The organism is Tamaricihabitans halophyticus, assembly GCF_004340875.1.
In the GTDB taxonomy this organism is placed as follows: domain Bacteria; phylum Actinomycetota; class Actinomycetes; order Mycobacteriales; family Pseudonocardiaceae; genus Tamaricihabitans; species Tamaricihabitans halophyticus.
In genome coordinates, this window is record NZ_SLXQ01000003.1 from 62500 (window position 1) to 89236 (window position 26737).

Sequence of the window (26737 nt, forward strand, 5' to 3'; positions counted from 1 at the left end):
GTAGCGACTGATGAGTGAACGGGTGCTGCACGGCATCGGAGTCAGCCCTGGACGGGCGTACGGGCCGGTCGTGCCGCTCGCGACGGGGTCGGTCGCGGAGCCGGGGACCGAGCCGGCCGCCGAACCGGACGCCGAGGTGGCCAGGCTGGCACCCGCCATCGATCGGGTAGTCGCGGAACTGGAGCGCAGGGCCGAAGCCGCCAGCGGGAGCGCCGCCGAGGTGCTCAGCATGACGGCGATGATGGCCGGCGACCCGACGCTGCTCAAGCATGCGACCGAACGGGTGCGGGGTGCGGGGCGCGGCGCCGAGCGCGCCATCTGGGAGGCCGCCGAAGGGTTCGCGGAAAGCCTCAAGGCAAGTGGCGGGTACTTCGCGGAACGCGCGGCGGACCTGTATGACGTGCGTAACCGGGTCGTCGCGGAACTGCGCGGCGTCCCGCAGCCGGGCATCCCGACGCTGACCGAACCGGCCGTACTCACCGCGCACGATCTGGCGCCCGCGGATACCGCGACGCTGGATGCCAGCAAGGTACTCGCGCTGGTCACCGCGGAGGGTGGACCGACAAGCCATACCGCGATTCTGGCGCGCTCGCTTGGCATCCCCGCCGTGGTGGCCTGTGCCGGGATCACCGAGGTCGCCGCCGGTGAGCGGCTGCTCGTCGACGGCGAGACGGGCGAGGCGCGCACCGGGGTAGCGGCCGAAGACGTGCCGAACACCACCCAGCTGTCCACTGTGGAGTTCAGTGGCGCGCTGGTGGGTACCGTCTCGCTCGCCGCGAACGTCGGTGAGCCGACCGGCGCGCGGACCGCGGGCGAGGTGGGCGCACGCAACGTGGGCCTGCTGCGCACCGAGTTCCTTTTCGAGGGCAGGCAGACCGCGCCGACCGAGGACGAGCAGGCGGCGGCCTACGACGAGGTGCTGAGCGTGTTTCCGGACGGCCGGGTGGTGATCCGCACGCTGGACGTCGGTGCGGACAAGCCGCTCGCGTTCGTGCCGCTCGATCCGAGCCCGAACCCCGCGCTCGGCGTGCGTGGCCTGCGGATCGCGCTAGCCGATCCGGAACTGCTCGATGTGCAGCTCGCCGCGATCGCCAGGGTTGCCGCTGGGTATTCCGGTGAACTGTGGACGATGGCGCCAATGGTGGCCACACCCGAGGAAGCGCGCTGGTTCGCGGAACGGGCACGCGGGCATGGGCTGCGCAACGTCGGCGTGATGATCGAGGTGCCCGCGGCAGCGCTGCACGCGGAGCGGATTCTGGCCGAGGTGGACTTCGTGAGCATCGGCACGAACGACCTCGCGCAGTACACCTTCGCGGCGGACCGGCAGAGTGCTGGCGTGGCCGCGCTCAATGATCCGTGGCAGCCCGCGCTGCTCTCGCTGATCAGCACGGTTGGTGCGGCCGGGCGGACCACCGGCAAACCGGTAGGGGTGTGTGGCGAGGCCGCGGCTGATCCACTGCTCGCGGCGGTGCTTGTCGGGCTCGGCGTGACCAGTCTTTCGATGACCCCGCGCGCGCTGCCCGCAGTGGGCGCAAAACTGTCCGAACTGGACGAGCCGGCCTGCGCGCGGATCGCCGCTGCCGCGCTGGCCGCCGGTACCGCGGAAGGCGCGCGCACCGCCGCTCGCGGCGCCTGAGCTCGCTAACCTTAAAGAACGCGGTCACGGAGTGTGCCCGCGTCACGTTTAGCCGTCTCGGACCGCGCTAGTCACCCAGGAGCACGCCGCGCCGCGCGCGGCGTGCTCTCTCGTTATCGCCAAAAAGCCGGCCGCGCGCCACACCTGGCTCTTGTGCCAGCGGTAATCCTCGTGCTACCAAGTAAAGCACTAAGGTGAGTACCGATGCACAGACGTGCGGATGGGATCGGCAGATGGGATACATCGATCGGTTGCGCGGTCGCGAGCACGAGCTCGGCCGTCCGGTGCGGATCGGACTGGTCGGCGCCGGCCAGATGGGGCTGGGTTTTGTCGCGCAGGTCGGCCGGATCGCGGGGATGGAAATCTCGGCGATTGCCGATATCGCACCGGAGCGCGGTGTGCACGCCTACCAGAGCGCGGGCCGGTCCGATGTGCTCAGCGACGCGCCCCGTGCGCAGAGCGCCGCGGCGGTGGAAGCCGGTCGCCCTGTGGTCGTCGCGGATGCGGTTGAGCTGACCAAACTGCCGGTCGACATCATCGTGGACGCGAGCGGCGTGCCCGACGTCGGCGCATCGGTTGCCTTCAACGCGCTGCTCGCCGGTAAGGACGTCGCGCTGCTCACCGTGGAAACCGACGTCACGGTTGGTCTGTTGCTCAGCGCGCTGGCCCGGTCGATGGGGCGGGTGTACACCGTCTGCCGCGGCGACGAGCCGGCGGAATGCCGGGTACTCGTGGACTACGTCAAGGACATCGGCTTCGAGGTGGTCTGCGCGGGCAAGGGCAAGAACAACCCGCTCGACCCCGCGGCCACTCCGGACTCGCTCGCCGAGCGGGCGGCGGCCAAGAAGATGAACCCGAAGATGCTGACCAGCTTCGTGGACGGCTCGAAGACGATGATCGAGATGGCCGCGCTTGCCAACGCCGCCGATCTCAAGGTCGGCAAGCGCGGTATGGCGGGGCCACACTCCACGGTGGAAGATCTGGCGCACGTGTTCCGGCCGGAGCCCGATGGCGGGGTGCTGCCCGGCAAGGGTTTCGTTGACTACTGCACCGGTCCGGTCGCGCCAGGGGTGTTCGTGATCGGCTACTGCGACGACCCGACCGTGGTCGAGGAGATGGCCTACCTGGGTATGGGGGATGGGCCCTACTACTCGTTCTACCGTCCCTACCACCTGGCCAGCGTCGAAGCGCCGCTTTCCGTGGCCGAGGCGGTGCTGGACGGTAACCCGAGCCTGGCGCCCACGGCCTGGAACGCCGAGGTGGTGGCCACCGCGAAGCGCGATCTGCACAAGGGGGAGCGGATCGACGGGATCGGTGGCGAAACGGTGTACGGGACCACGGACAGCGCCCAGGTCGCCAGGGCGGAGGAACTGCTGCCGCTCGGTCTGGTCGCTGGCGGCACCGTGCTGCGTGATGTACCGGCCGGCACCTTGCTTTCCTCGGCGGATGTCCAGGTGGACGAGGGCAGCACCATCGCGACGCTGCGCAGGTTGCAGGACCGCATGCTCGCGGGCGAAGACGTTCTCGGGTAGGAGGAGACAGCCATGGATCTGGTCAAGGACGCGGAAACCGCAACATCCGCGCTGACGACAATGTGGACTATCCGGCGCTTCGAGGAAGCCGTCGACGACCTGTTCGCCCGCGGTCTGATGCACGGCACGATGCACCTGTCCATCGGGCAGGAAGCGGTGCCTACCGGGGCCTGTCTCGCGCTGCGCGAAGGCGACTACATCACCTCCACACATCGCGGGCACGGTCACTGCATCGCCAAGGGGGCGCAGCTGGACCGGATGATGGCCGAGCTGCTTGCCAAGGAGACCGGCTACTGTCGGGGGCGCGGCGGTTCGATGCATATCGCCGATGTGGCCACCGGCAACCTGGGCGCGAACGGGATCGTCGCCGGTGGCGTGCCGATCGCCGCTGGCGCGGGACTCGCCGTGAAGATGCGCGGCCAGTCGCATGCCGTGCTCAGCTTCTTCGGCGACGGCGCGGTGAACGAGGGCGCCTGGCACGAGGGCGTGAACCTGGCCGCGATCTGGGACCTGCCAGTGGTCTTCGTCTGCGAGAACAACAAGTACGGCATGTCCATGTCGGTCAACCGGGCATCCAAAGTGGACAACCTCGCGGACAGGGCAGCGGCCTACGGGATCCCCGGGGTGACCGTGGACGGCAATGACCCGCAGGAAGTGCATGACGCGGTGGACGAGGCGGTGGAGCGTGCCCGCGCGGGTAACGGGCCATCGCTGATCGAAGCGGTCACCTACCGGTGGAAGGGGCACTCGAAGAGCGACAAGAACCTCTACCGCAGCCGCGAGGAGATCGACAGCTGGCGCGAGCAGGACCCGATCACGCGGTTCGAAACCGCGGTGTTGCACCAGCAGACGCTCACCGAAAGCGAGCTGGCCGCTTGCCGGGATGCCGCACGGGACGCGGTACGCGCCGCGATCCGTACCGCGAACGCGGCGCCGGATGCCAGTGCGGACGAACTGCTCAGCGCGGTGTACTCGGGAGGGAAACAGTGACGGCCACAACGGACACCCGCGAGATCACCTACGCGGAAGCCGTCCGCGAAGCGCTCGGCCAGGCCATGGAGTCCGACGACCGGGTCTTTCTGTTCGGCGAGGACGTCGGTACCTACGGTGGTGCCTTCGGTGTCACCGGCGACCTTGTGCACCGCTTCGGCGAGGACCGGGTGCGCGATACGCCGATCAGCGAGCTGGGCATCGTGGGCGCGGCGGTCGGCGCGGCGCTGGCCGGGATGCGGCCGATCGTGGAGATCCAGTTCTCCGACTTCACCGCGCAGGCGATGGACCAGATCGTCAACCAGGCGGCAAAGATCCACTTCATGCTGGGTGGCGCTGCCGAGGTGCCGATGGTGCTGCGTGCCCCTGGTGGCTCCGGAACCGGTGCGGCCGCACAGCATTCGCAGAGCCTCGAGGCATGGTTCGCGCATATCCCCGGGCTCAAGGTGGTGATGCCGGCGACCGTGGCGGATGCCAAGGGGCTGCTGCTCGCCGCGATCGACGATCCGAACCCGGTCGTGGTGCTTGAGCACAAGCTGCTGTACAAGCAGAGTGGTCCGGCGCCGCAGGAGGCGACCCGCACGCCGCTCGGCAAGGCAGCGGTGCGGCGCACCGGCACTGACCTGACCATCGTGGCCACCGGGGTGATGGTCTCGCGCGCGCTGGAAGCCGCCGAGCAGCTTGCCGCTGAAGGGATCACCGCGACGGTCGTCGACCCGCGCACGCTCAAGCCGCTCGACGAGCAGACCATTGTGGACACGGTAACGGCGACCGGCAGGGCGCTACTGGTGCAGGAAGCACCACGCAGCGGCGGTTTTATGTCCGAGGTCTCCGCGATGTTGTGTGATTCGCCCGCCTTCGGCTACCTGCGCGCGCCGGTGCGCCGGCTGTGCGGTCTTGACGTGCCGATCCCGTACGCGCCACAGCTGGAGCGCGCGGCGGTGCCACAGGTGCCGGACATCGTCGCGGAAGCCACGAAACTCGTGCGGGAGTGGTAATGCGCGAACAACCGCTGGTGATGCCCAAGATGTCCATGACCATGGAGGAGGGCACGCTCGTCGTCTGGCACAAGTCGCCGGGCGACGAGATCCGCTCCGGCGATGTGGTCTGCGAAGTGACCACCGACAAGGTGGACATGGAGGTGGAGTCGCCGCTGGCCGGAACGCTGGCGCGGATCGTCGCGCAGCCGGAGGATGTGGTCCCGGTTGGCGAGCCGATCGCGTTTATCGCCAGCGATGCGGACGATCTTCTCGACGGGTTGCTGGACGGCCCTTCGGGAAATGGTTCTGCGGGAAGTGGTTCTTCGGGGGATGGTTCTGCGGGGGACGACCCTGCCAAGTCCGAACCCGCCACGGCCAGCCCGACCCCAGTTTCCGCGAACGATTCGGCAGCGTCGGCGCAGGGGAGCGTCGCGGCCGTGCCCTACGCCCGTACGCGGGCCGCGGAGCTGGGCGTCGAGCTGGCCACGGTCCAGCCGACCGGACCACACGGCACCATTCGGGTGGCCGATGTGGAGGGACAGGCCGGTCAGCCTGCCCCGGCGGTTCAACCGGCACCGGCGCCCGCACCGGCAGTACCCGCGCCTGCGGCGCCGGCGCGCGGCAAACGGGGACCGCGTGCGCTGATCGCCGACCGGATGAGCGCCAGCGCGCAGATCCCGCAGTTCACCGTGTATCGCGAGCTGAACCTGGACACCGCGCGCCGCGCGGGTGCCAGCTGGACCGCCGTGCTCACGCACGCCTTCGCGCATGCGTTGCGGGCCTTCCCCGCGTTGAACGCGGTGTGGACCGGCGACGATGTGCAACGGCTGGACGTGGTCGGGGTCGCGCTTGCGGTGGATACCCCCAAGGGGTTGATCGCCCCAGTGCTGCGCGATCCGGATCTGGTGACGCTGCCGGTACTTGATCGCCAGTTGCGCGAGCTGGTCGGCAGGGCGCGGGACGGCAAGCTCGGCCTCGCCGATCTGGATGGCGCCAGCACTACGGTGTCGAACCTTGGCTCCTGGCAGGTGGAGTCCTTCAACGCACTGCTCACCCCACCGCAGGCGACCGCGCTGTCGCTCGGTGCCGTTGGTCCGCAGGTGGTACCGGTCGAGGACGGTATCGGCGTGCGCACACGCTGTCGCGTTGGGCTTACGCTGGACCACCGGGTTGGTGATGGCGCGGATGGCGCCCGCCTGCTCGCCACCATGCAGCAGTTGCTGGAGCACGGTTAACCGTATTATCGGTGGTGTGGTGCAGCAGGGATCCGTCGCGGCGGGTGTAGTGCTCGCCGGCGGTTCCGGTACCCGCGTCGGCAGCGAACTCAACAAGGTCTACCTACCGTTGGCCGGACGACGGTTGGTTTCCTGGTCGATCGCTGCCTTCGAGCGGGTGCCGGAGATCGGCGTGTTGGTGCTCGTGGTCCGGCCGCAGGACGGCGATCTCGTTGAATGGGTGCTGGACAGGGAGATCATCAGGGAGGACATCGAGGTCGTGCACGGTGGGGACACCCGGCAGACCTCGGAGCTGGCTGCCCTGCGGCACCTTTCCGGACGGATCGACTCCGGAGCGGTGGACACCGTGCTCATTCACGATGCGGCGCGCCCGCTGATCAGCTCGGCCCTGGTGTCCGGCGTGCTGCATGCGGCGCGGGAGCATGGCGGGGCGATTCCCGGGCTGCCGAACGACGAGCTCGGCACGGTGAGCGCGGATGGCGGGGAACTGCTCGGCGCCGCGCCGGACAGCTTGATCAGCGTGCAGACTCCGCAGGGGTTCCGGGCGGAGCCGCTGCTCGCCGCCTACGAGCAGGCGGCACGGTTGGAGTTCAGCGGGACGGACACCGCGTCCTGTATGGAACGGTTCGCCGCGACGCCGGTGCGCTGGGTGCACGGGGAACAGCGCAACTTCAAGATCACGTATCCGCATGATCTTGTGCTCGCCGAGCACATCCTCGCATCGTCGGACTACCAGGTGCGTTAGCGCGGGAGGTATCAGTGGTGGGAACGATCGAGCACGCAACGTTGGTTTGCCAGCGGTGTGGGTTGAGCACCACACACGAGCTCGCCTACGCCGGCCGGTTACTCGTGTCCAGTACCTGTCAGGAGTGCGGCCACACCATCGAGCGGGATGTGCGGGACCAGTACGTGGCCGATCTGCGGCACCGGATGGCAAGTAAGCCACGCCGGATGCTGCGCCGGTTTCGGCGCAGGCCGTGGTCGTATGCCTGGTCGCTACCGAAGGCGGCGGCCGCAAAACCACTAGGCGTGCTACGGGAACTGCGGTTGGTAGCCCGTGCCGCTTCGGATGTGCAGCGCCGCGAGGAACCGAACCGGAAAGACGACGAAGAAAGCTGAGTTGTTGTCGGTGTTCGGGTGTAGCTTCGTTGACTATGACGGAGACCACACTCTTGGCCATTGGCACCAAGAAGGGCTTATGGCTGGCGACGAGTAAAGACGGGCGGCGTAGCTGGGACGTTTCCGGTCCGCACCACCCGATGCACGCGGTGTATGCGGTGGCGATCGATACCCGCCATCCGGGGCCGCGGTTGTTCGTGGACACTTCGAGCGAGTGGTTCGGGCCAAGCCTGCACACCAGTGATGATCTTGGGGCGAGCTGGCAGGAACAGCAGGCGATCAAGTTCCCCGAGGATACCGATGGCGCGTTGACCAGGGTCTGGCAGTTCGCGCCAGGGCCGCCGGACGACCCGGATCTGGTTTACGCGGGTACCGAGCCGTCCGCGGTGTTCAAATCCACCGATGGCGGTAAGTCGTTCGAACTGCTCCGCGGGCTCTGGGATCACCCGCACCGGGAGAACTGGTTCCCCGGTTTCGGCGGCCAGGCGGTGCATACGTTGTTGCCGCATCCGACCGACAAGCAGCGGGTCATGGTGGCGATGTCCACCGGCGGGGTTTATGTCACCGAGGACGGTGGGGAGACCTGGAATCCCAGCAACAAGGGAATCCGGGCGGATTTCATGCCGGAGGACGAGCAGTTCCCGGAGTACGGCCAGTGCGTGCACAAGGTTGCCTGGCACCCGGCCAAACCGGACCGGTTGTTCGCACAGAACCACGGCACGGTCTATCGCAGTGAGGATTCTGGGGCCAGTTGGCAGTCCATTGGTGATGGGTTGCCCACCGAGTTCGGGTTCCCGATCGTGGTGCACCCGCACCGGCCCGAGGTGATCTACTGCTTCCCGGTGTCCACCGAGCTGCGTTGCCCGCCGAACGGGGAATGCGCGGTGTATCGCAGTAGCGATGCGGGCAACACCTGGGAGGCGCTGCGTACCGGGCTGCCGGATGACTTCTGGGCCGCGGTGATGCGGGATGCGATGTGTACCGACGGGGCGAGTCCGGCCGGCGTGTATTTCGGTGCGCGCAACGGTGCGGTGTACGCGAGCGCGGATGACGGGGACAGCTGGCAGCAGATCGCGGCGCATCTGCCCGATGTGCTGTGCGTTCGCGCCGCAGTGGTGTAGGCCATGTGGGTGACAGTGTTGCTCCCGGGACAACTGCGTCCCTCGGCTGGCGGAGAGGCCAGCTTGCGAATGCGGCTCGCCGAGGCGGCGACGCTGGGCGATGTGCTGGACGAGATCGAGGGTCAGTACCCGGAGCTGGGCAAGCGCCTGCGGGACGAGCAGGCGGTACTGCGTCGGTACGTCAACTTCTATGTGGATGGGGAGGAGTGCCGCCGACTGGGCGGAGCCCAGACCCCCTTGGTCGAAGGAGCGGAGGTGCAGATCATCCCATCCGTAGCCGGCGGCTAGCCCGAAGCCAGCGCGCTCAGTAACCGCGTTCTTTAAGGATCTTGCGGTCACTGAGCGCAGCCACGGCGCGCTCGACACAGTTTTCCCAGGATCACGCCGGCCCAGCCAGGGTTGCAACCCCTTGCAACCCTGGCGCATCGGCTCCGCGCGCGGTGCACTGGTATGTGACACGCGGCACATCCAGTGTGGGAGGAGCCGTTCGTGGTGCTTGCCAATGCGGACGCCAAGGCGACGGTCGGGGTGCTGGCCAACCCCGCCTCCGGCCGGGACATCCGCCGCCTGGTCGCCCAGGCATCGGTGTTTCCCACCGCCGAAAAGGCGAACATGGTGCAGCGCATCTGCGGTGCCCTCGGCACACTCGGCATCGCGCGGGTACTGATGTCCACCGACCTCGGCGGTATCTCGGCGGCAGTGCTGCGCGCCACCCGAAACCGTCGGGCGAGTCAATCGCCCTGGCCCGATCTGGAGTTCTGCGAACTCGACAGGTTCACCGAGACCGCCGAGGACACCGTCACCCAGGTTCGGCGGATGATCGACGCCGGCGCGCGAGTGATCATCTGCCTCGGCGGGGACGGCACCGCCCGGGCGGTGGCCAGCGCCTGCGGTGACGTCCCACTGCTGCCCCTGTCCACCGGTACGAACAACGCGTTCCCGCAGCTGCGCGAAGCGACCGTGGCAGGTCTGGCCGCCGGCCTGGTCGCGGCCGGCGTTATCGACCCGGCCACCGCCACCCAACAGACCAGCGTGCTCGAAGTGCGCGCGGGCGATCGAGTCGAACTCGCGCTGGTGGACGTCTGCGTCTCCACCGCCACCCATATCGGCTCGCGTGCCCTCTGGGACCCGGCCGCGCTCACCGAGCTGTACTGCACCTTCGCCGAACCCGATGGCATCGGGCTGTCCAGCGTGCCAGGTCAGCTCTGCCCGAGCCCGCGCACCGAACCGACCGGCGTCGTCCTGCGCCTCTGCGCGCCGGAAGTCGCCCGGCACGTGGTGCACGCACCGATCGCGCCCGGCCTGGTCCTTCCGGTCGGCGTGCGGAGCTGGCGGCCGCTGCGTCCCGGCGAGGAACTACCGGTTTCCGCGGATCACGGCGTTGTCGCGGTGGACGGCGAGCGCGAGATCGAACTACGCCGCGGCGAGCCGGCAACCGTGCGCCTGCGCGCCGACGGACCGCGCTGCGTTGACGTCACCCGCGTACTCGGCATCGCGGCCCGCGAAGGCTGGCTGCGCGATAGCCAACAGCACCAGTAGAGGAGTCAATGATGACCGAAACACTGTCCACACCGGCCGCGGGCGAACTGAACGCCGAAGGGTTACTGGACGCCTACCGCACGATGCGCACCATCAGGGTCTTCGAAGAACGCGTGCACGACGAGTTCGCCACCGGCGAGATCCCCGGGTTCGTGCATCTGTACGCGGGCGAGGAGGCCTCCGCGACCGGGGTATGCAGCCATCTGGACGCAAGGGACTCCATCGCGAGCACCCATCGCGGCCACGGGCACTGCATAGCCAAGGGCGTGGACCCAGTCGAGATGATGGCCGAGATCTACGGCAAGAGAACCGGCTCCTGCCACGGCAAGGGCGGCTCGATGCATATCGCCGACCTGTCCAAGGGCATGCTCGGCGCGAACGGCATCGTCGGTGGTGGCCCGCCGCTGATCTGCGGCACCGCCCTGGCCGCGAAACAACAGAACAACGGCGGCGTAGGCGTGGCGTTCTTTGGCGATGGCGCGAGCAACCAGGGCACCACCCTCGAATCGCTGAACCTCGCCTCGGTGTGGAACCTGCCGGCGATTTTCGTGGCGGAGAACAACGGTTACGCCGAAGCCACCGCGAGCACCTGGTCGGTGGCCGCGGACAACATCGCCGATCGCGCCGCCGGGTTCGGTATGCCGGGCGTGATCGTGGACGGCTTCGACTTCTTCGCGGTGCACGAAGCGGCCGGCGAGGCGATCAGCCGGGCACGGGAAGGCGGCGGCCCCACGCTCATCGAGGTCAAGTTCACCAGGTACTTCGGCCACTTCGAAGGTGATCAGCAGGCCTATCGTGCCGATGAAGTGGCCAATGCGCGGGACAAACTGGACTGCCTGAAGCGGTTCCGCGCCAGGGTGACGGAAAGCGGCCAGCTCGAATCGTCCGCTTTGGACACTGTGGACAGCGAGGTTGCCGCGCTGATCGAGTCCGCGGTGACCGAGGCGAAAGCCGCGCCGAAACCAACCGGCGTTGACCTGGAAACCGACGTCTACGTCTCGTACTGAGGAGGAAAACCATGGCACGCACCATTTCCTACCGGGAAGCCCTGAACGAGGCGTTGCGCCAGGAGATGCACCGGGATTCATCGGTAATCGTGATGGGCGAGGACAACGCCGGTGGCGCCGGCGCGCCAGGCGCGGACGACGCCTGGGGCGGCGTACTCGGCGTAACCAAGGGGCTCTATCACGAGTTTCCCGGCAGGGTGCTGGATACCCCGATCTCCGAATCGGCCTTCGTTGGCGCCGCGATCGGCGCGGCCACCCGTGGTATGCGACCGGTCGCCGAGCTGATGTTCATCGACTTCATGGGCGTCTGCTTCGACCAGATCTTCAACCAGGCAGCCAAGTTCCGGTACATGTTCGGCGGCAAGGCGGTCACCCCGGTGGTGATCCGCACGATGTACGGGGCCGGGCTGCGCGCGGCCGCGCAGCATTCCCAGTCGCTCTATCCGATCTTCACCACCGTTCCCGGGCTGAAGGTTGTGGTGCCGTCCAGCCCGTACGAGGCGAAAGGGTTGCTCGCCCAAGCGATCAGGGACGACGATCCAGTGATCTTCTGCGAGCACAAGGCAATGTATGACGCGGTAGGCGAGGTGCCCGAGGAGAGCTACACCATCCCGTTCGGTGAGGCCAATATCGTCCGGGAAGGCGAGGACGTCACCATCGTCGCCTTTGGTCGGATGGTCTCGGTTGCCGCGCAGGCAGCGGACGAGCTCGCCGCCTCCGGAGTGCAGGCCGATGTGCTCGACCCACGGACAACCAGCCCGCTGGATACCGAGTCGATCCTGGAAAGCGTGGAAAACACCGGCCGCTTGGTGGTCGTGGACGAGGCCACCCCGCGCTGCAACCTCGCCACCGATGTCGCCGCGCTGGTGGCCAAGGAGGCCTTTGGCGCGCTGCGCGCGCCCATCGAGATGGTGACCGCGCCGCATACGCCGGTGCCGTTCTCGGACGCGCTGGAGGACCTGTACATCCCGGACGCCCAGCGGGTCGTGAACGCGACGAAATCCGTTGTCCAGTGGCAGCGCTGAACCGGGGGTAGCGATGACCGACGAACGGATCGAGCGGGTCACCATGCCCAAATGGGGCCTTTCCATGCAGACCGGCAAGCTCACCGAATGGCTCGTCGCCGAAGGTGATGTGATCACCAGCGGGGACGATCTCGCGGAGATCGATACCGACAAGATCGCCGGCACGCTGGAATCGAGCTGGGCGGGCGTGCTGCGCAAGTTTGTCGCGGAAGTCGGCGATGACGTGCCGGTCGGTGGCACGATCGCGGTGATCGCGCCACCCGAAGTGCCCGATGCGGAGATCGACACCCTGGTCGAGCAGGCCAGGGAGGAGATCGCCAGCGGGGCCATCGAAGATGCCGGTGGTCCGGTGGCCGGAAGCGTCGAGGTCGGCGGCCGGAACATCCGGTACACCAGCCTCGGGAGCGTGTCGCCGGCAGAGGCGGATCCGGTGGTGCTGGTGCACGGCTACGGCGGCGACGGCGATTCCTGGCTGTTCGTACAGGAACCGCTGTCCGCCGAGCGCACCGCTTACACCATCGACCTACCAGGGCATGGCGCGTCCACAAAGGAGGTGGGGGACGGTTCGCTGCGGATGCTCGCGGACACCGTGCTCGGCTTCCTGGACGCGCTGGAGCTGGAGAGGGCCCACCTGGTCGGGCATTCCCTTGGTGGCGCGATTGTCACCGCGGTTGCCGCGGCCGCCCCGGAGCGGGTCGCCTCATTGTCGCTGATCGCACCAGCTGGTTTCGGCGACCAGATCAACGCCGACTACCTGCGTGGCTTCGCCTCGGCTGGTTCACGGCGTGAGCTGAAGCCGCACCTGACCGCGCTGTTCGCCGATCCGGCGCAGGCCACCCGCAAACTCGCGGATGACCTGATGAAGTTCAAACGGTTGGACGGGGTGGATAAGGCACTGTCCACATTGTTGGGAACATTGTTGGCGGGTGATGCGCCCGGGATCGACGCGGCCACGTTGCTCGAGCAGGTAACCGCGCCACTCGCGGTCGTCTGGGGCCGGGCCGACCAGGTGTTGCCGGTAGCCAACGCCGAGGCCCTCGCCGGCCGCGTCGAGGTGCGCGTGTTGGAGGCCGCAGGCCATATGGCCCATATGGAACAGCCAGCCGAGGTCGTCGCCGAAGTGCGCAGGGCGATTGGTGGTGGCTGAACATGCGAGCGGTGGTCTATCACGACCGGGAACGGGTCGCGATCGAGGACGTGGCCGAACCGGCGTGCGGGCAAGATCAGGTCAAGATCGCGGTGGCGCACAACGGGATCTGCGGCACGGATCTACATGAGTACTTCGCCGGTCCGATCTTCATCCCCACCGAACCACACGTACTCACCGGGCAACGGTTGCCGATGGTGCTCGGGCACGAGTTCGCCGGCACTGTCACCGAGGTTGGCGCCGATGTGCGGGCGGTCGCGCCGGGGGATCGGGTCGCCGTCGAACCGGTGTATCGCTGCGGCAGCTGCCCGCCCTGCCGGAGCGGTCACTACAACATCTGTCAGCACATCGGCTTCCATGGCCTGATGGCCGCCGGCGGGATGAGCGAGTTCACCGTGGTTCCCGAATACATGGTGCATCCGCTGCCGGAAGGAGTTTCGCTCGAACTGGGTGCGCTCGTCGAACCGATGTCCGTGGCGTACCACGCGGCAAGACTGGGCGAGGTTGGTGCCGGTGATACCGCCGTGGTTTTCGGCGCAGGGCCGATCGGTATCGGCACCTGGTTCGCGCTGCGCGGGCTGGGCGTCGCCGATGTCCTCGTCTTCGAGCCAGCGGCCGAACGGCGCGCCGCGCTCGCCCAGCTCGGCGCGACCGTACTCGATCCGACCGAAGTAGACCCGGGTGCGTACGTGCGGGAACACACTGCCGGCCGGGGCGCGCATGCGGTATACGACGCGGCCGGTGTGCGGGCCAGCGTCGAATCCGGGTTGGACTGTCTGGCCGCCCGCCGGAACCTGGTCGCGGTGGCGATCTACGAGCAGCCGTTCGAGGTGACCCTGCTCAAGCTGGTGATGAACGAATCAGGGGTACGCGGCTCGTTGTGCTACACCTCGGATGACTACCGCGCTGTGCTCGAGCTGATGGCAAGAGGGCACTACGACACGAGTGGCTGGGTGACGCATATCGGGCTGGACAGCGTGGTGTCGGACGGCTTCGAAGCGCTGCACGCGGGGCGGCGGATGAAGGTGCTGGTCGACCCGTGACCAGCTAGTGGCGGCTGGGTTGGTGCACGCTGACGGCGTAGCCGCCACCGTCGTATGGCGCACCGTCCCAGGTGCCGAAGCGCTCGCTCAGCCGCAGGCCGGCGGCCGCGCACCAGCGGTCGTAATCGGCGAGGGTAGTGCTCGCGCTGGACAGCGGTAGATGGGCCGCGTCCAGTCCGAACCCGGCGATCAGCAGGCCGTCCGGGCGCAGCATGCTCGCGAGGTTGCGCACCACCGCTGGCTCGGTGCCGGCCGCGACCAGCGGGATGATGTTGCCCGCCGCCACCACGATGTCGAAGCCCTCGGCGCGGTCGATCCGGTCGAGGCTGAGTTCGGCAAGGTCGACCGCGAACCAGGGCAACTCCGGCGCTTCGCGCCGGGCGACGGCAAGCATCGAAGGGTCGATATCCACCCCGACACAGTCGTAGCCCTGCGCGGCTAGCCAGATCGCCACCCGGCCGGTGCCGCAACCGGCGTCCAGCACGCTCGCGCCCGGTTCACGCAGTGCCGCGCAGAACCGTGCCTCGCCGTGCACATCCTTACCTGATTCGGCGAGCTCCGCGAACCGCGCCGCGTACTGCTCACCGGATCGCCCGCCAGTTAGCTCCGCCCACCTGCTCATTGCCGCCAGCATAACCAACGGTTAGCCCGCGAAACGCGAGCTGAATACGACGGTCAGCCCGCGAAACGCGGTTGGCGGTATCGCTCGAGGTGTGTCGCACGGCACACTCGAGGTGATGCGCCAGCATCTCGAGGCAGCGGTGCCGGTGGGGGAAGACCCCCGCCAGCACGCGCGCGCCCTGGCGCGGATGCACGAGGCCGCGGTGCGCGGAACCCGGCCACTGCCCGGCCGGCCGCGCCCGGTGATTGGCGCGTCCTGGTCCCGTATGCGCAGCCTGGGCGTGGATCCGGAACACGGCGCGGGCAACAGCCTGCTCGAACCCGCGCGGTTGGAGCAGCGCCGGCAGGCGAGTGGGCTCGCCGATGCGCTGCCGACCCTGCGCGACGGCCTGCTCGGGGTGGCCGAGGACGCCGCGCAGATCATGGTCGTTGTGGACGCCGAAGGCACGGTGCTCTGGCGGGACGGCAGCATTCCAGTGCGCCAGCGGGCCGATTCGCTCGGCTTCGTGGAGGGCATGTCCTGGCAGGAGCGCACCGTAGGGACGAACGCGATCGGTACCGCGCTGGTCGCGCGCAAACCGCTCCAGGTGTACTCCGCCGAACACTACGTACGCTCCCACCACGCCTGGACCTGCGCGGCGGCTCCGCTGCACGATCCGCGGGACGGCAAGCTGCTCGGCGTCGTCGATCTTTCCGGTCCGGCCGCCACGGTGCACGCGAGCACGCTCGCCCTGGTGGTCACGGTAGCCAGGCTCGCCGAAGCGCAGCTGCGCAATGCGCACTTCGCGAAGCTGTCCCGGCTGCGGTCGGTCGCGGTTCCACTGCTTTCCAGGGTGGCCGGGCCCGCGGTGGTGATCGACCCGCATGGCTGGACCGCCGCGACCTCGGAGATGCCGCAGCTCGATCGGCTGCTGCTACCGGATCGCTTCGCCGCCGGTCAGCAATGGCTACCCGCCTACGGCGCGTGCACGGTCGAGCCGCTGCCGGGCGGCTGGCTGCTCCGCCCGGCAACGGGTGCCCTGGAAGCCGGCGTCGCGGAGCATGCCAGCACCACGGCCGAGCTGGACGTCCGGCAGTCGCACAGCTGGTCGTTGACGGTGACCTCAGCCAGTGGCACCTGGACCCACGCGTTGAGCCCCCGGCACGCCGAGATCCTGTACGTGCTCGCCCGTCATCGGCAGGGGCGCAGTGCCGCGCAACTATCCGCCGACCTGTTCGGCACACCGGAGCGGGCCGTCACGGTGCGTGCCGAGCTTTCCCGGCTACGGCGACACCTTGGCGGGCTGATCGTCGGCCGGCCATACCGATTCGCCGACGAGGTCGAAATCCGGGTGCGGCAACCGGCAGATGGCAGCCGGCTGCTGCCGTTCTCCCTCGCTCCCGCCGTACGCGCCCGCTGAGGGTTTACCCATTGGGTGCCCGCCCCTGCCGGATCGGCGCGGGGGCGGGCACCCAGCGAGGGTGAGCTACTTCTGCTCGCCGCTCGTCGGCTTCGCGCTGGACTGCTTGTCGCTGGACTGGCCGTTCGCGGCGTGCTTTGCCGCCTCCGCCGGCTTGGCCTGCGGCGACTCCGTGTCCTTGGCCTGCGGCGTCTCCTTGGCCGGCGCGGCGGCATCAGCCGGCTTACGCGGCGGCAGAGGTTCCGGCATGGCCGGCTCCTGGCGCTTGTTCAGCGCGTACGCCGCGCCAGCGACGACCGCGCCGATCCCGATGACCCACGGCCACCGGCGGCGCTTCTTGCCGTCCTTGTTCTTCTTCTCCGCCTTCAGCTCCTTGGCGAACTCCTTGGCAGCGAGCTTCGCCTCCTTCTTGGACTGCTTGGCGAGCTTCTTGCCGCCAGCGACGGCCTTCTCGGCCTTGCGTGCCGGTTTGCTCTTTTTGGCCGCTTTACGGGCCTTCTTAGCGGTCTGGGTCATATCGTTCTGCGCCTTCTTGGCTCGTTTTGCCAGTTTCTTGCGGGCCCGTCGGGAGGTCTTGCCGACTTCTTTCCGGACGATATCGGCGCCCTCGCTTAACGCCTCGACCAGCTGGCCCTGCTCGATACCACGCTCGGCGAGTTTGTGTTCCGCGGCGTCGACCGCGCGGGAAGTTGCCACCGCACCTGCCTTTCCTGCCCGCCGCATGGCATCAAAGCCGGTGTCGACGGCAGTTCTGCCCGCTTCCTTGAGCGAGTGGGCTTGCGCCATCTCCTTGGCCCGAGTCATGGGCTTCACCTCGTTCACGTCCTTACCGCGCCGAGGGGTGGTCGGTCGACTCCGCCAACCCCGATCTGCGGTTACCCCAACCGGCGCATTCTGGGTTGTTCACGCCCGTGGCATGGCTACAAGCCGCAGACGATCACCTTCTATCTTGCCCCTTACTAGTCAATATTGCCGAAGATGGCACGATGTCGGGGTGACGGAAAGCAACGGATCCCTCGTCGGGGCTAAAGTGACCGCAACTTTGCACACTTCGCAAGGTGACATTCGGCTGAATCTTTTTCCGGACTACGCACCGAAGACCGTGGCGAACTTTGTTGGCCTCGCCCAGGGTACGAAGGAATACACCAAGCCGAACGCGCGTGGAGAGAATTCCGGACCGTTCTATGACGGCGTCATCTTTCACCGGGTGATCGATGGCTTCATGATCCAAACAGGTGACCCGACCGGCACCGGACGTGGCGGTCCCGGGTACAGCTTTGGCGACGAGTTTCACCCGGAATTGCAGTTCAGTAGGCCGTACCTGCTGGCGATGGCGAACGCGGGCCCGAACACCAACGGCTCGCAGTTCTTCGTCACCGTCTCCACGCCGAGCCACCTGAACTTTCAGCACACCATCTTCGGCGAGGTCGCAGACCAGGAATCGCGGGATGTGGTTGACTCGATCGCGCACACCGCGACCGGACCTGGCGACAAGCCGATTTCGGACATCACCATCGATCGCATCATCGTGAGCGCGTCGGAATCCGAGGCTCCCGCTGGGGAAAGCTGAGCTCGAGAAAGTAGCTAGTTGACGCAACCAACCGAACCCCCGCCCGGGTCAGCCGATCCAGCCGGGGCGTCGGGCGGCCTGCCCGGCTGCTCCTGGCATCCGGATCGGGCCACCGGGCTGGCCTGTACCCGATGTGGGCGTCCGGCCTGCCCGGAATGCCTCCGGGAAGCCTCGGTTGGTTACCACTGCGTGGACTGTGTACAAACCGCGCAGCGCAGTCAACGCCAGGCCACCACGGTGGCCGGTGCCGCCGTGCAAACCCGGCCGATCGTCGTGCCCATCCTGATCGCGGTGAACCTCGCGATATTCGCGATCACCGCGGCGCAGGCCGGCGATCTGCTGAACAACTTCCGCTCGTCGCTGTTCGCCCAGTGGCAGCTCTGGCCGCCCGTGGTGGCCAGCGGCGAGTGGTGGCGGATGTTGACCTCGGGCTTCCTGCACTACGGCCCGCTGCATCTGGCGATGAACATGCTCGCGCTCTGGATTCTCGGGCGCGACCTGGAAGTTCTGCTCGGCAAACTGCGGTTTTGCGCGCTCTACGCGCTCTCCCTGCTCGGTGGCGGTGTTGCCGTGTACCTGTTCGGGGATATGAGCACCGCGGTGGCCGGTGCCTCTGGCGCGGTCTTCGGCCTGATGGGTGGGCTGGTGGTCGCGATCTGGCGGCTGAAGCTGAACGGCACGCAGCTTTACGTATTGCTCGCGGTCAACCTGATCATCAGCTTTTCGATCCCGGGTATTTCCATGCTCGGGCACATTGGCGGGCTCGTGATCGGCGCGCTGTGCGCGGGCGGCATGCTGTTCGCGCCACGGGCACGCCGGTCGCAGGTGCAGTGGGCCACCGTTGGCCTGCTGCTGGTACTGCTCGTCGCGCTGTTCATTACCCGGGACGCCATGCTCGGCGAGTACATCTGCCCGGAGGACGGCTACTGCTACCAGCCGTCAGGCTTCGGCGTGTAGTTCCTCGAGCGCCTCGGCGACCTCGCGTGGATCGGCCCCGAGGTCCAGCCAGCCGAGGACGAAGATGGCCGGATCGTGCTCGTCCAGCTGGTCCGGGTCGCCGTGTTCCTCGATCTCCAGCATGGCGAGATCCCTGCCGAGGCGTTTGCTGATCACCAGCTCGACGCGGACCTGTCGCCAGTCCCAGCTGCGTACCCCACTGAGGCTGCGCACCCGCACGCCGGTTCGGTCGGCGGCCAACCGTGGCCGCAGGAAGGTGCCGAACGCGGCATAACCGGCAAGCGCCAGCGCCGCGATCGACACGAGTACCCGCTCGGCAGGGTCCTCGCGAAAAATCACCCACACCACGAGGGCGACTACGGCTGCCCAACAGATGACGATCAGCGGCCGCGGCGGTCCCCAGCTGAGTGACTTATCCACAGCCCCAGTATCCACGGGCGTGATGTGCCTGCTGGCCACGCCCGGTGATCGCGTTCTTTGGGGATCTTGCGGTCGCTGGCGCACGAGTTTTCTGCATCTTGCTGCTCGGGAGCAAGTTATCCACAGGGTTGTCCACCGCTGTCCCCAAGCGTTTCCCCAGTTGTCCCAAGGCGCGGCCGAACTGTCCCAAGGTTGTCACCGGGTTATCCACAGGAGTTATCCACAGTTCTGAATGAATTACAGCTATGTAATTCACACGCTCGAAGGACGCCCGTTTAGCCCTTGCGCACTCGGGGTAGTTGGCACCCTGGATCCAGATATAAACCAGCCCCCAGACATAAAAAGGCCCGGACACCGCGAGTGGGCGTCCGGGCCGTAGGGCGTCGGCTGGTCAGCGCCAGCGCATGGTCATCAGTAGTCCGGAGATCATCAGCGCGAAACCGACCGCGAAGTTCCAGTTGCCGAGGTTGGCCATGAACTGCAGTTCGGTTCCCGCGAGGTAGTTCACGACCAGCCAGGCGAGACCAAGCAACATCAGCCCGAACATCACGCCCTTGTAGATCGGATGCGATGGTCCTGGCTGGCGAATCTTCACCGGCGTTCGACGGTCACCCGGTGGTGTGTATGTCGTCTTCTTCCGGACCTTGGATTTGGGCATGTCGGTCCTTGTCTGTCCTTCGCGGTCTTATGCTTCGCCGGTACGTGGCCTGCCGCGCGACGGGTGACCCGCGCAGCGCAACCGGCTCCTTATTGACACGTTAACTTAAGTGACAAGACGGGTGAGTCAGTAGTACAGGTTGACTCTGCAAGCTCGAAGGGAAACCCGTGAGCACACCGACTGTGGCTAGTGACCCGCCCCCTGAGCAGCCACCGGCCAAGAAACCGGGAGTAGGCGTCAAGATCGCCCGAGGGGTCGGCGAGGTGCTGGTCACCCTGGGCATCGTGATCCTGCTGTTCGTGTTCTACGTGCTTTACGTGACGAACTGGATGTCCGCGGGAAAGCAAGCGGAGGCCACTGACAAGCTGGACGACAAGTGGCGCAACGAGCGCGCGCTGAACCCCGAACCACTCGCCGGGGAGTCCTTTGCTCGCTTGTATATCCCCTCGTTCGGCGTCGACTACAAGTACGCGATCCAGGAAGGGACCGGCACCGAATCGTTGGATCTCGGCCCTGGCCACTACACCGGAACCGCCATGCCGGGCGAGCCGGGCAATTTCGCGATCGCCGGACATCGGGACGGTAAAGGAGCGCCGTTCAACGATCTCGATCTGCTCGAGTCCTGCGATTCGATCATCGCGGAGACGGCGGACAGTTTCTACGTCTACCGCGTACTTCCGAAAAAGGAAGAGGTCGGTCACTGGGCCAATGGGCCCGGCAAGCGCCCGCTCTGCGGCAAAGTGCAGCCGTTGCGCGCGCCCGATGCGCCGGATGGCGGGCTCTACGGCGACACCTACGGGCAGGAGATCGTCGACCCCTCGCAGGGCGAGGTGATCAACCCGATCCCGAACCGCCCGGAAGACGCGGCGCCGCCCGCGCAGCAAGCGGCCCTGCTGACCCTGACCACCTGCCATCCGCGGTTCTCCGACCGGGAGCGGTTGATCATCCACGCGGTGCTGGTCAAGCAGTACGCGAAGGCGGAAGGCAAATCGGGTGAGCTGCCCAAGGAAATGACCGAGGCTCAGGGCTGAGGGGAGTTACGGACGTATGTACGCATGGATCTGGCGGCACCTTCCCGGGCCACTCGCGGTGCGCGTGCTGACCGCCATCGTGTTGATCGCCGGGGTGATCGCCCTGCTGATGTTCGTGATCTTCCCCGCGATCGAGCCTTCGCTGCCGTTCAACCAGGTCACTACCGAGTAGTCCGGACCGGGTATACTGCCCGGTATGTGGCATCGCTATTGGTTTACGCTGCCGGCCCTGGTGCGGCCGGGCGGCGATGCGATGCGCTGACCCATTAACCCGCCAGAGCCGGCCGAACACAGTCTCGGCTTACTCGCTGATCGACGAAGCGAGCCGGCTCGGCGATGCGGATCGGGTGCGGCTCGCGGAAATGGATGCCCGTGTCCGCCAGTCAAACCGCCAATGCTGACAGCCCCGCTACCTCGGCGAGCCAGTCGCTGCGCGATCGCCGGATCGCTTCGCGTCGCCCGCTCGTGCCGCCGGAGCTGTTGCGCGAGGAGCTGCCGATCGACTCCTCGGCCGCGGCGACCGTCGTTCGTGGTCGTACCGATGCCGCCCAGATCGTGTCCGGAGTAGACGATCGACTGTTGGCCGTGGTCGGCCCGTGCTCGGTGCACGACGAGGATGCCGCGTTCGAGTACGCCACCCGGCTTGCCCCGCTTGCCGCCGAGCTGGCGGATGAGGTTTGCGTCGTCATGCGGGTGTACTTCGAGAAGCCGCGAACCACGCTCGGCTGGAAAGGACTGATCAACGACCCGGGGTTGGACGGCAGCTACCGGGTGAACGAAGGGCTGCGTACCGCGCGCAGCCTGTTGCTGGACATCGTGTCGCTCGGCCTGCCGGTTGGCTGCGAGTTCCTCGACCCGATTACCCCACAGTTCATCGATGACGTGGTGAGCTGGGGTTCGATCGGGGCGCGTACCGCGCACAGCCAGGTGCACAGGCAGCTGTCCAGCGGGCTGTCCATGCCGATCGGGATCAAGAACGCGCCGGACGGCAATGTGCAGGCTGCGGTGGACGCGGTACGCGCTTCCGCGGCGAGCCATGTGTTCACCGGGGTCGGCGACGATGGGCTCGCGGCGATCTTCACCACCAGCGGTAACCCGGACTGTCATGTGGTGTTGCGCGGCAGCTCGGCCGGGCCGAACTACGACGCGGCCACCGTGGCCGATACCGCGCGCCGGTTGACCGAGGCCGGCCACCCGCGTGGCGTGCTGATCGATGCGAGCCATGGCAACAGCGGAAAGGATCACCGCAAGCAGCCGGTCGTGGTCGGCGATCTCGCCGCGCGGGTGGCTGCCGGCGAGCGGGCGATCGCTGGGGTGATGCTGGAGAGCTTCCTCGTCGAGGGCCGGCAGGATCTCGTGTTCGGCCAGCGGCAGGCGCTCACCAGGGGGCAGAGCATCACCGACGCCTGTGTGGACTGGGCCTCGACCGAGAAGCTGTTGCGTCAGCTGGCCGAAGCGGTGCGCGCACGGAAGGCCAGCACCACCCCGTAACCGCGTTCCGCGGAAAACGCCGGCGAGCGCCCGCGTCCGGTGACCGCGTCCGCTACGGATCTTGCGGTCACTGGGCGGGCCGCGTAGCCGGTTGACCGTCTGACGGCTCCTCGATAAATTGATAGATCATACCTATGATGTATGGAGCCTGATGAGTCTGAATCCCGATCTTGCCGTGCGTGGTGAGGTGGTCGAGCTGCTGCGCTACTACGACGCCGCGCCTGGCCGGCGTTCGCTGGTTGCCCGGATCGAGGGGCACCGATCCCTCGGCGCCCTCGATCTGCCTGCTCGCGCATACCTCGGCCGTCGCGGACGAGGAGGCGCGGGCCGAATACGGCGCGCGGTACTTACTCGACAACTACCGCGACGAAGTCCTCGCCGACGTGGTGCTCACCGAGGGCGGTGGTTGGCCGCTCAGTGCCGGCCCCGCACCCAACTGTCCTGGGCGACCGCGGAGAAAGGCACCAGCTGGCTGCGTATCTCGGTTCACGGTACGGCCGGCCATGCCGCCAATCCCTCCAATATGGACAATGCACTGGTGACCGCTGCCGAAGTGATCACCCGGCTGGCCACTCAGCAGGGCGAACCGGTGCCTGCTGAGCAGCTGACCGTGACGCCGACCGGAGTACGTGGCGGGATCGCGATCAACTCGATCCCGGAACTCGTCGAGATCGATGTGGACGCACGGACGTTGCCTGGCCAGGGGCGCGCCGAGGTGGTTGACGAACTGCGCACCGCGCTCGGTGACCTGCTCGACGTCGTCGAGCTGGACTGGCTACACGAACTGTATACCGCCTCGGCGCCGTCGAGTACGCGGCTACTGGACTCCGTACGGCGGATTGCCGATGACCTGGTGCCGGGCACCGAACTGGTGCCCAGCCTGGTCGTCGGATCTACCGACGCGGAGTACTTTCGCCAAGCCGGCGCGCGTGCCTACGGCTTCGCGATGACCTCCGACTACGCCTCCCCTGGTGAGTTCGCCGGGATGTTTCACGGCGCCAACGAGCGCATCGACGTACGCAGTCTGGAACTGTCCACGCGCCTCTGGGAACAGCTCGCGCGCACCTTCTAGTCCATAAAGGATCATGAGATGACCACTACAGTGGATACCGGACAGCTGGCCTTCCCCGCTACCGAGTATGCCGAGCGGATCAGCCGGGTCCAGTATAGCGCGGAGAAGCGGGCACTGGACGCACTTGTCATCACCGACCCAAAGAACATCTGCTACCTCACCGGTTACGATGCCTATTCCTACTATGTCCCGCAGGCGCTGGTGGTTCCGGTAGGCGCGACGCCAGAGTTCTTGGTACTACGGCAGATCGATGTACCGGCCGCGCGCTGGACAACCCATCTGGCTACCGACCAGATCGTGGGCTATGGCGACGAGTACGTTACCGGCACGCTGCATCCGATGGGGTTGGTTGCCGAGCTGGTCGGCGCCAGCGGCTGGGGACGTGGGCGGATTGGCGTGGAGTTCGACGGATCCTCGTTCAGTCCGAAAGGGATGCATGCGCTCGAGCAGGGGTTGCCGAACGCCAAGCTGGTCGACCTCGATCGCCTGGTCGAATGGGTCCGCACGGTCAAATCGGACCGGGAGATCCAGACGATGCGTGAAGCCGCGTTGCTCAGTGACCACGCGATGCGCACCGCCTTCCAGCGGATCGCGCCAGGGGTGCGCGAATCTGAAGTCGCCGCCGATACGCATGCCGCTATGGTGTCCGGAGTGGACGGAATTTATGGAACCGCGCCCTTCCCGCTGTTCCTGGCTTCCGGCGAACGTACCAACAATCCGCATCTGCGCTGGACGGACGCGACGTTTCGTGCCGGCCAGCCGACGATGATCGAACTGGGCGGTCACCGGTTCAACTACGCGGCTGGGCTGTCCCGCACGGTGTTTCTGGGTGAACCGCCGCCGGCCTATCGTGCCTTCGAGCAGGCCGTGCGCGAGGGCCTTGCCGCGGCGAGCGAAGTGTTGATCGCGGGTAATACCGCCGCGCGGGTCGAGCAGGTGTGGCGCGAGGTGATCGCGGCGCACGGCTACGCGAAGAACAGCAGGATCGGCTACTCGATCGGGATCTCGTTCCCGGACACCGGTTGGGTGGAGCGCACGGTGAGCCTGGCGCCGGATGATCACAGCGTGCTCCGGCCGAATATGACGATCCACCTGATGCTTGCCGTCTGGCTCGACCTGATCGGCTACTCGCTCAGTGAAACCTTCGTGGTGCGCGATGGCGCACCGGAAGGGCTTTCCGCGCTGCCGCGCGAGTTGCTGGTGAAGTAGTTGGCGAACCGCGTCGGCCGAGCCGGGGGCCTATACTCGCCGGCGTGATCGATACTCCAGATTTCCGGCGGGACCCGAACCTGAAGCTGAGCGATCAGGTGGTTTCCTTGCTGGAAGGCGAGATCGTGGACGGCACGTACCAGCCAGGTCAGCGACTGCCGACCGAAGTGGAGCTTTGCGAGCAGTTCGGGGTTTCCCGCAGTGTCGTGCGGGATGCGCTGCGCACGCTCGAGTCAATGGGGTTGGTACATGTCAAGCGGCGGCACGGGATCGTGGTCGCTGAGCCAAGCGGCGCGCACCTTACGCATGCGCTGACCTTGCGGTTGCAGTGGTCCGAGATGACCATGGGCGACATCTTGGAAGCGCGGCGCGGGCTCGAGCAGGCGCTTGCCGCCGAGGCCGCGTGTCGTGGCACCGCGGCGGACTGGGCGCGGCTGCGGGCGGTCGTCGATCGGTTTCGTGCCCAGGTGCTCGCCGGCGAGCGGCAGGCCGCCTACGCGTCGCATTTGGAGTTTCACCTGTCGATCATGCGCGCTTTGCGCCTGCCGGCACTCGAGTTGATGCTCCAGCCGTTGCAGGAGATCATCGTGGTCAGTTCCATCCCGGTTGATCCGGCCGTCGCGGAAGCCTGGGATGTGGATTGCCATGCGGCGATCGTGGACGCGTTGGAGACCGGCTCGGATTCGGCGGCGCGGGATGCGGTACGCAACCACTTCCAGCAGTCCGCGCGGCACGCGGATACCGAGTTCCAGAACCTGCTGTTCCGCGATGTTCGGAAACTCCCCGCGTACCAGGAGCTGGCGAGCCACATCTTCACCTACCGAGACGACCACTCCCCGTAACCGCGTTCTTTAAGGTTAGCGATGCTTGTGCTGGACATTCTGGATATGTAAGGTCCGGGATATGCGGATGAGTGAAGGTGTGGAGTGGGCCATGCACACCTGCCTGAATCTGGCCTGGGTGGGCGCCGACCAAGCGGTACCCGCGGCCAGGCTCGCCGCGTTCTTCGAGTTGCCGGCCGCCTACCTGAACAAGCAGCTGCAGGCGCTGGTCCGGGCAGGCATCGTGCGCTCGGTGTCCGGGCCGCGCGGTGGCTTCCGGCTGGCGCGGGCCCCGGACGAGATCACGCCGATGGATATCGTCGCGGCGATCGAAGGCACCGAGGAGGCCTTTCGCTGCACGCAGATCGTCGCGCGGTCGCCGAGAGGCGATCCGACGGTGGATTACCGGAAGGGCTGCGCGGTCGCACGCACCATGCGCAAAGCCGACCTTGCTTGGCGTGCCGAGCTGGCCGCTCGCTCACTGGCCGACATCCAGGCCGACGTGGAACGCCACACCCCCACTATCGGTCAGGACATTCGCGGCTGGTTCGCGGCTTAGCACGCCCTCGGTGCTGATCGGCGGACTTGTCGACGCTTAATTCTGGATATTCAAGAGTGAGAATAAGGAGAAAATATGGAACCGCGGATGAACGTCATCAAGGCATACCCTGCCGGCTACCAGGGCATGCTCGGACTCGGCAAGGCCGTTGCGGACAGTGAACTGCCCACGACGACGCTCGAGCTGATCAAGCTCCGCGCGAGCCAGATCAACGGCTGCGGGCTCTGTGTGGATATGCACGCCTACGACGCGAAGCAGCAGGGCGAGACCGACGAGCGGCTCTGGTCGGTCGCCGCGTGGCGGGAGGCGCCATATTTCACCGATGCGGAACGGGCCGCGCTCGCGCTCACCGAGGCGGCGACTCGGCTGAGCGAGCGGCCGGAGGGCGTGCCGGACGACGTCTGGCAGGACGCGGCCAAGCACTTCCCCGAGGACCAGCTTGCCGCGCTGGTCTACGCGATCGCCATGATCAACGCGTGGAACCGGATCAACGTCACGATCCGGCAGGTGGCCGGCGCCTACCGGCGCTGATCCCGGCTGGCTACCCCCAGTGG

29 protein-coding genes are annotated in these 26737 nt (G+C 67.1%); 25 read left to right on the forward strand and 4 right to left on the reverse strand.

All coding sequences use genetic code 11. From position 1 onward, the window contains the following. Window positions 1-10: 10 nt before the first annotated feature. The 14 genes from ptsP (at window position 11) to EV191_RS10685 (ending at window position 14374) form a co-directional block, all read left to right on the forward strand. Window positions 11-1636, forward strand: a complete 1626-nt coding sequence (ptsP, locus tag EV191_RS10620; RefSeq protein ID WP_132876813.1) for a phosphoenolpyruvate--protein phosphotransferase — start codon at window positions 11-13, stop codon at window positions 1634-1636. Window positions 1637-1869: 233 nt separating this feature from the next. After that, window positions 1870-3168: an NAD(P)H-dependent oxidoreductase gene (locus EV191_RS10625; protein WP_132876814.1), complete on the forward strand. Its 1299-nt coding sequence runs from the start codon at window positions 1870-1872 to the stop codon at window positions 3166-3168. 12 nt (window positions 3169-3180) lie between these two features. Then, window positions 3181-4158 carry a thiamine pyrophosphate-dependent dehydrogenase E1 component subunit alpha gene (locus EV191_RS10630; protein ID WP_132876815.1) on the forward strand — a complete coding sequence of 326 codons (978 nt, stop codon included), beginning with the start codon at window positions 3181-3183 and terminating at the stop codon, window positions 4156-4158. Further along, window positions 4155-5156, forward strand: a complete 1002-nt coding sequence (locus EV191_RS10635; RefSeq protein ID WP_132876816.1) for an alpha-ketoacid dehydrogenase subunit beta — start codon at window positions 4155-4157, stop codon at window positions 5154-5156. Before EV191_RS10630 ends, EV191_RS10635 begins: the two co-directional genes overlap by 4 nt. Then, complete coding sequence (locus EV191_RS10640; RefSeq protein WP_132876817.1) at window positions 5156-6373, forward strand: dihydrolipoamide acetyltransferase family protein; 1218 nt, start codon at window positions 5156-5158, stop codon at window positions 6371-6373. The genes EV191_RS10635 and EV191_RS10640 overlap by 1 nt, the downstream gene beginning before the upstream one ends. Window positions 6374-6377: 4 nt before the next feature. Beyond that, window positions 6378-7118, forward strand: coding sequence for an IspD/TarI family cytidylyltransferase (locus EV191_RS10645; protein ID WP_424565452.1), 741 nt, complete (start codon window positions 6378-6380; stop codon window positions 7116-7118). Window positions 7119-7180: 62 nt separating this feature from the next. Beyond that, window positions 7181-7492 (forward strand): hypothetical protein, encoded by a 312-nt coding sequence (locus tag EV191_RS10650; protein WP_243658879.1) that lies wholly within the window; start codon window positions 7181-7183, stop codon window positions 7490-7492. A gap of 35 nt (window positions 7493-7527) precedes the next feature. Further along, a complete protein-coding gene (locus EV191_RS10655) occupies window positions 7528-8613 on the forward strand; it encodes a WD40/YVTN/BNR-like repeat-containing protein (protein WP_132876819.1) in 1086 nt (361 codons plus the stop codon). Window positions 8614-8616: 3 nt separating this feature from the next. Next, on the forward strand, window positions 8617-8901 hold the full coding sequence (locus EV191_RS10660) for a MoaD/ThiS family protein (protein WP_132876820.1): 285 nt from the start codon (window positions 8617-8619) through the stop codon (window positions 8899-8901). 201 nt (window positions 8902-9102) lie between these two features. Next, complete coding sequence (locus EV191_RS10665) at window positions 9103-10152, forward strand: ATP-NAD kinase family protein (protein WP_243658880.1); 1050 nt, start codon at window positions 9103-9105, stop codon at window positions 10150-10152. Window positions 10153-10163: 11 nt separating this feature from the next. Then, entirely contained in the window at window positions 10164-11159 is a 996-nt protein-coding gene (locus tag EV191_RS10670; protein ID WP_132876821.1) for a thiamine pyrophosphate-dependent dehydrogenase E1 component subunit alpha, read from the forward strand. Between the two features lie 11 nt (window positions 11160-11170). Beyond that, window positions 11171-12184, forward strand: a complete 1014-nt coding sequence (locus EV191_RS10675; RefSeq protein ID WP_132876822.1) for an alpha-ketoacid dehydrogenase subunit beta — start codon at window positions 11171-11173, stop codon at window positions 12182-12184. A 13-nt stretch (window positions 12185-12197) separates the two neighbouring features. After that, window positions 12198-13331 (forward strand): acetoin dehydrogenase dihydrolipoyllysine-residue acetyltransferase subunit, encoded by a 1134-nt coding sequence (locus EV191_RS10680; protein ID WP_132876823.1) that lies wholly within the window; start codon window positions 12198-12200, stop codon window positions 13329-13331. A gap of 2 nt (window positions 13332-13333) precedes the next feature. Then, window positions 13334-14374, forward strand: coding sequence for a 2,3-butanediol dehydrogenase (locus tag EV191_RS10685; protein ID WP_132876824.1), 1041 nt, complete (start codon window positions 13334-13336; stop codon window positions 14372-14374). Between the two features lie 4 nt (window positions 14375-14378). Here the strand turns inward: EV191_RS10685 and EV191_RS10690 are convergent, their stop codons facing one another. Then, window positions 14379-14996, reverse strand: a complete 618-nt coding sequence (locus EV191_RS10690) for a class I SAM-dependent methyltransferase (RefSeq protein ID WP_132876825.1) — start codon at window positions 14994-14996, stop codon at window positions 14379-14381. Between the two features lie 115 nt (window positions 14997-15111). On the opposite strand from EV191_RS10690, the gene EV191_RS10695 reads away from it, so the two are divergent. Continuing rightward, complete coding sequence (locus EV191_RS10695) at window positions 15112-16395, forward strand: helix-turn-helix domain-containing protein (protein WP_243658881.1); 1284 nt, start codon at window positions 15112-15114, stop codon at window positions 16393-16395. A gap of 66 nt (window positions 16396-16461) precedes the next feature. On the opposite strand, the gene EV191_RS10700 is transcribed toward EV191_RS10695, so the two are convergent. Continuing rightward, entirely contained in the window at window positions 16462-17199 is a 738-nt protein-coding gene (locus EV191_RS10700; RefSeq protein WP_132876826.1) for a hypothetical protein, read from the reverse strand. Window positions 17200-17389: 190 nt separating this feature from the next. Here EV191_RS10700 and EV191_RS10705 point away from each other — a divergent pair, with 190 nt between their 5' ends. Continuing rightward, window positions 17390-17965 carry a peptidylprolyl isomerase gene (locus EV191_RS10705; protein ID WP_243658915.1) on the forward strand — a complete coding sequence of 192 codons (576 nt, stop codon included), beginning with the start codon at window positions 17390-17392 and terminating at the stop codon, window positions 17963-17965. An 18-nt stretch (window positions 17966-17983) separates the two neighbouring features. Beyond that, window positions 17984-18922 (forward strand): rhomboid family intramembrane serine protease, encoded by a 939-nt coding sequence (locus EV191_RS10710; RefSeq protein ID WP_132876828.1) that lies wholly within the window; start codon window positions 17984-17986, stop codon window positions 18920-18922. On the opposite strand, the gene EV191_RS10715 is transcribed toward EV191_RS10710, so the two are convergent. Next, window positions 18905-19342 carry a PH domain-containing protein gene (locus tag EV191_RS10715; protein ID WP_165912908.1) on the reverse strand — a complete coding sequence of 146 codons (438 nt, stop codon included), beginning with the start codon at window positions 19340-19342 and terminating at the stop codon, window positions 18905-18907. The genes EV191_RS10710 and EV191_RS10715 overlap by 18 nt on opposite strands. A gap of 391 nt (window positions 19343-19733) precedes the next feature. Beyond that, complete coding sequence (crgA, locus tag EV191_RS10720) at window positions 19734-20000, reverse strand: cell division protein CrgA (protein ID WP_132876830.1); 267 nt, start codon at window positions 19998-20000, stop codon at window positions 19734-19736. A gap of 167 nt (window positions 20001-20167) precedes the next feature. On the opposite strand from crgA, the gene EV191_RS10725 reads away from it, so the two are divergent. From EV191_RS10725 to EV191_RS10755, 8 genes are all read left to right on the forward strand, one after another. After that, window positions 20168-21031 carry a class E sortase gene (locus tag EV191_RS10725; protein WP_243658882.1) on the forward strand — a complete coding sequence of 288 codons (864 nt, stop codon included), beginning with the start codon at window positions 20168-20170 and terminating at the stop codon, window positions 21029-21031. Window positions 21032-21047: 16 nt separating this feature from the next. Then, window positions 21048-21203, forward strand: a complete 156-nt coding sequence (locus EV191_RS30070; RefSeq protein ID WP_165912909.1) for a hypothetical protein — start codon at window positions 21048-21050, stop codon at window positions 21201-21203. A gap of 194 nt (window positions 21204-21397) precedes the next feature. Continuing rightward, window positions 21398-22522, forward strand: coding sequence for a 3-deoxy-7-phosphoheptulonate synthase (locus EV191_RS10730; RefSeq protein WP_132876831.1), 1125 nt, complete (start codon window positions 21398-21400; stop codon window positions 22520-22522). 151 nt (window positions 22523-22673) lie between these two features. After that, window positions 22674-23594 (forward strand): M20/M25/M40 family metallo-hydrolase, encoded by a 921-nt coding sequence (locus EV191_RS10735; RefSeq protein ID WP_132876832.1) that lies wholly within the window; start codon window positions 22674-22676, stop codon window positions 23592-23594. Between the two features lie 18 nt (window positions 23595-23612). Continuing rightward, the gene (locus tag EV191_RS10740) at window positions 23613-24803 is read left to right on the forward strand and encodes a M24 family metallopeptidase (protein WP_132876833.1); all 1191 of its coding nucleotides are present in this window, start codon (window positions 23613-23615) and stop codon (window positions 24801-24803) included. Window positions 24804-24847: 44 nt separating this feature from the next. Next, window positions 24848-25645, forward strand: a complete 798-nt coding sequence (locus EV191_RS10745; RefSeq protein WP_132876834.1) for a FadR/GntR family transcriptional regulator — start codon at window positions 24848-24850, stop codon at window positions 25643-25645. Window positions 25646-25712: 67 nt separating this feature from the next. Then, the gene (locus tag EV191_RS10750) at window positions 25713-26183 is read left to right on the forward strand and encodes an RrF2 family transcriptional regulator (protein ID WP_341539604.1); all 471 of its coding nucleotides are present in this window, start codon (window positions 25713-25715) and stop codon (window positions 26181-26183) included. A gap of 75 nt (window positions 26184-26258) precedes the next feature. Beyond that, a complete protein-coding gene (locus EV191_RS10755) occupies window positions 26259-26714 on the forward strand; it encodes a carboxymuconolactone decarboxylase family protein (RefSeq protein WP_132876836.1) in 456 nt (151 codons plus the stop codon). The last annotated feature ends 23 nt before the right edge of the window (window positions 26715-26737 follow it).

Excerpts from the sequence above, each read along its gene's own strand:
- EV191_RS10630 (WP_132876815.1), top strand. The coding sequence starts at position 3,181 with ATGGATCTGGTCAAGGACGCGGAAACCGCAACATCCGCGCTGACGACA.
- EV191_RS10695 (WP_243658881.1), top strand. The coding sequence starts at position 15,112 with ATGCGCCAGCATCTCGAGGCAGCGGTGCCGGTGGGGGAAGACCCCCGC.
- EV191_RS30070 (WP_165912909.1), top strand. The coding sequence starts at position 21,048 with ATGTACGCATGGATCTGGCGGCACCTTCCCGGGCCACTCGCGGTGCGC.
- EV191_RS10670 (WP_132876821.1), top strand. The coding sequence starts at position 10,164 with ATGACCGAAACACTGTCCACACCGGCCGCGGGCGAACTGAACGCCGAA.
- EV191_RS10675 (WP_132876822.1), top strand. The coding sequence starts at position 11,171 with ATGGCACGCACCATTTCCTACCGGGAAGCCCTGAACGAGGCGTTGCGC.
- EV191_RS10730 (WP_132876831.1), top strand. The coding sequence starts at position 21,398 with ATGCCCGTGTCCGCCAGTCAAACCGCCAATGCTGACAGCCCCGCTACC.
- EV191_RS10740 (WP_132876833.1), top strand. The coding sequence starts at position 23,613 with ATGACCACTACAGTGGATACCGGACAGCTGGCCTTCCCCGCTACCGAG.
- EV191_RS10685 (WP_132876824.1), top strand. The coding sequence starts at position 13,334 with ATGCGAGCGGTGGTCTATCACGACCGGGAACGGGTCGCGATCGAGGAC.
- EV191_RS10755 (WP_132876836.1), top strand. The coding sequence starts at position 26,259 with ATGGAACCGCGGATGAACGTCATCAAGGCATACCCTGCCGGCTACCAG.
- EV191_RS10735 (WP_132876832.1), top strand. The coding sequence starts at position 22,674 with ATGAGTCTGAATCCCGATCTTGCCGTGCGTGGTGAGGTGGTCGAGCTG.
- EV191_RS10690 (WP_132876825.1), bottom strand. The coding sequence starts at position 14,996 with ATGAGCAGGTGGGCGGAGCTAACTGGCGGGCGATCCGGTGAGCAGTAC.
- EV191_RS10660 (WP_132876820.1), top strand. The coding sequence starts at position 8,617 with ATGTGGGTGACAGTGTTGCTCCCGGGACAACTGCGTCCCTCGGCTGGC.
- ptsP (WP_132876813.1), top strand. The coding sequence starts at position 11 with ATGAGTGAACGGGTGCTGCACGGCATCGGAGTCAGCCCTGGACGGGCG.
- EV191_RS10640 (WP_132876817.1), top strand. The coding sequence starts at position 5,156 with ATGCGCGAACAACCGCTGGTGATGCCCAAGATGTCCATGACCATGGAG.
- EV191_RS10625 (WP_132876814.1), top strand. The coding sequence starts at position 1,870 with ATGGGATACATCGATCGGTTGCGCGGTCGCGAGCACGAGCTCGGCCGT.
- EV191_RS10700 (WP_132876826.1), bottom strand. The coding sequence starts at position 17,199 with ATGACTCGGGCCAAGGAGATGGCGCAAGCCCACTCGCTCAAGGAAGCG.
- EV191_RS10655 (WP_132876819.1), top strand. The coding sequence starts at position 7,528 with ATGACGGAGACCACACTCTTGGCCATTGGCACCAAGAAGGGCTTATGG.
- EV191_RS10680 (WP_132876823.1), top strand. The coding sequence starts at position 12,198 with ATGACCGACGAACGGATCGAGCGGGTCACCATGCCCAAATGGGGCCTT.
- crgA (WP_132876830.1), bottom strand. The coding sequence starts at position 20,000 with ATGCCCAAATCCAAGGTCCGGAAGAAGACGACATACACACCACCGGGT.
- EV191_RS10750 (WP_341539604.1), top strand. The coding sequence starts at position 25,713 with ATGAGTGAAGGTGTGGAGTGGGCCATGCACACCTGCCTGAATCTGGCC.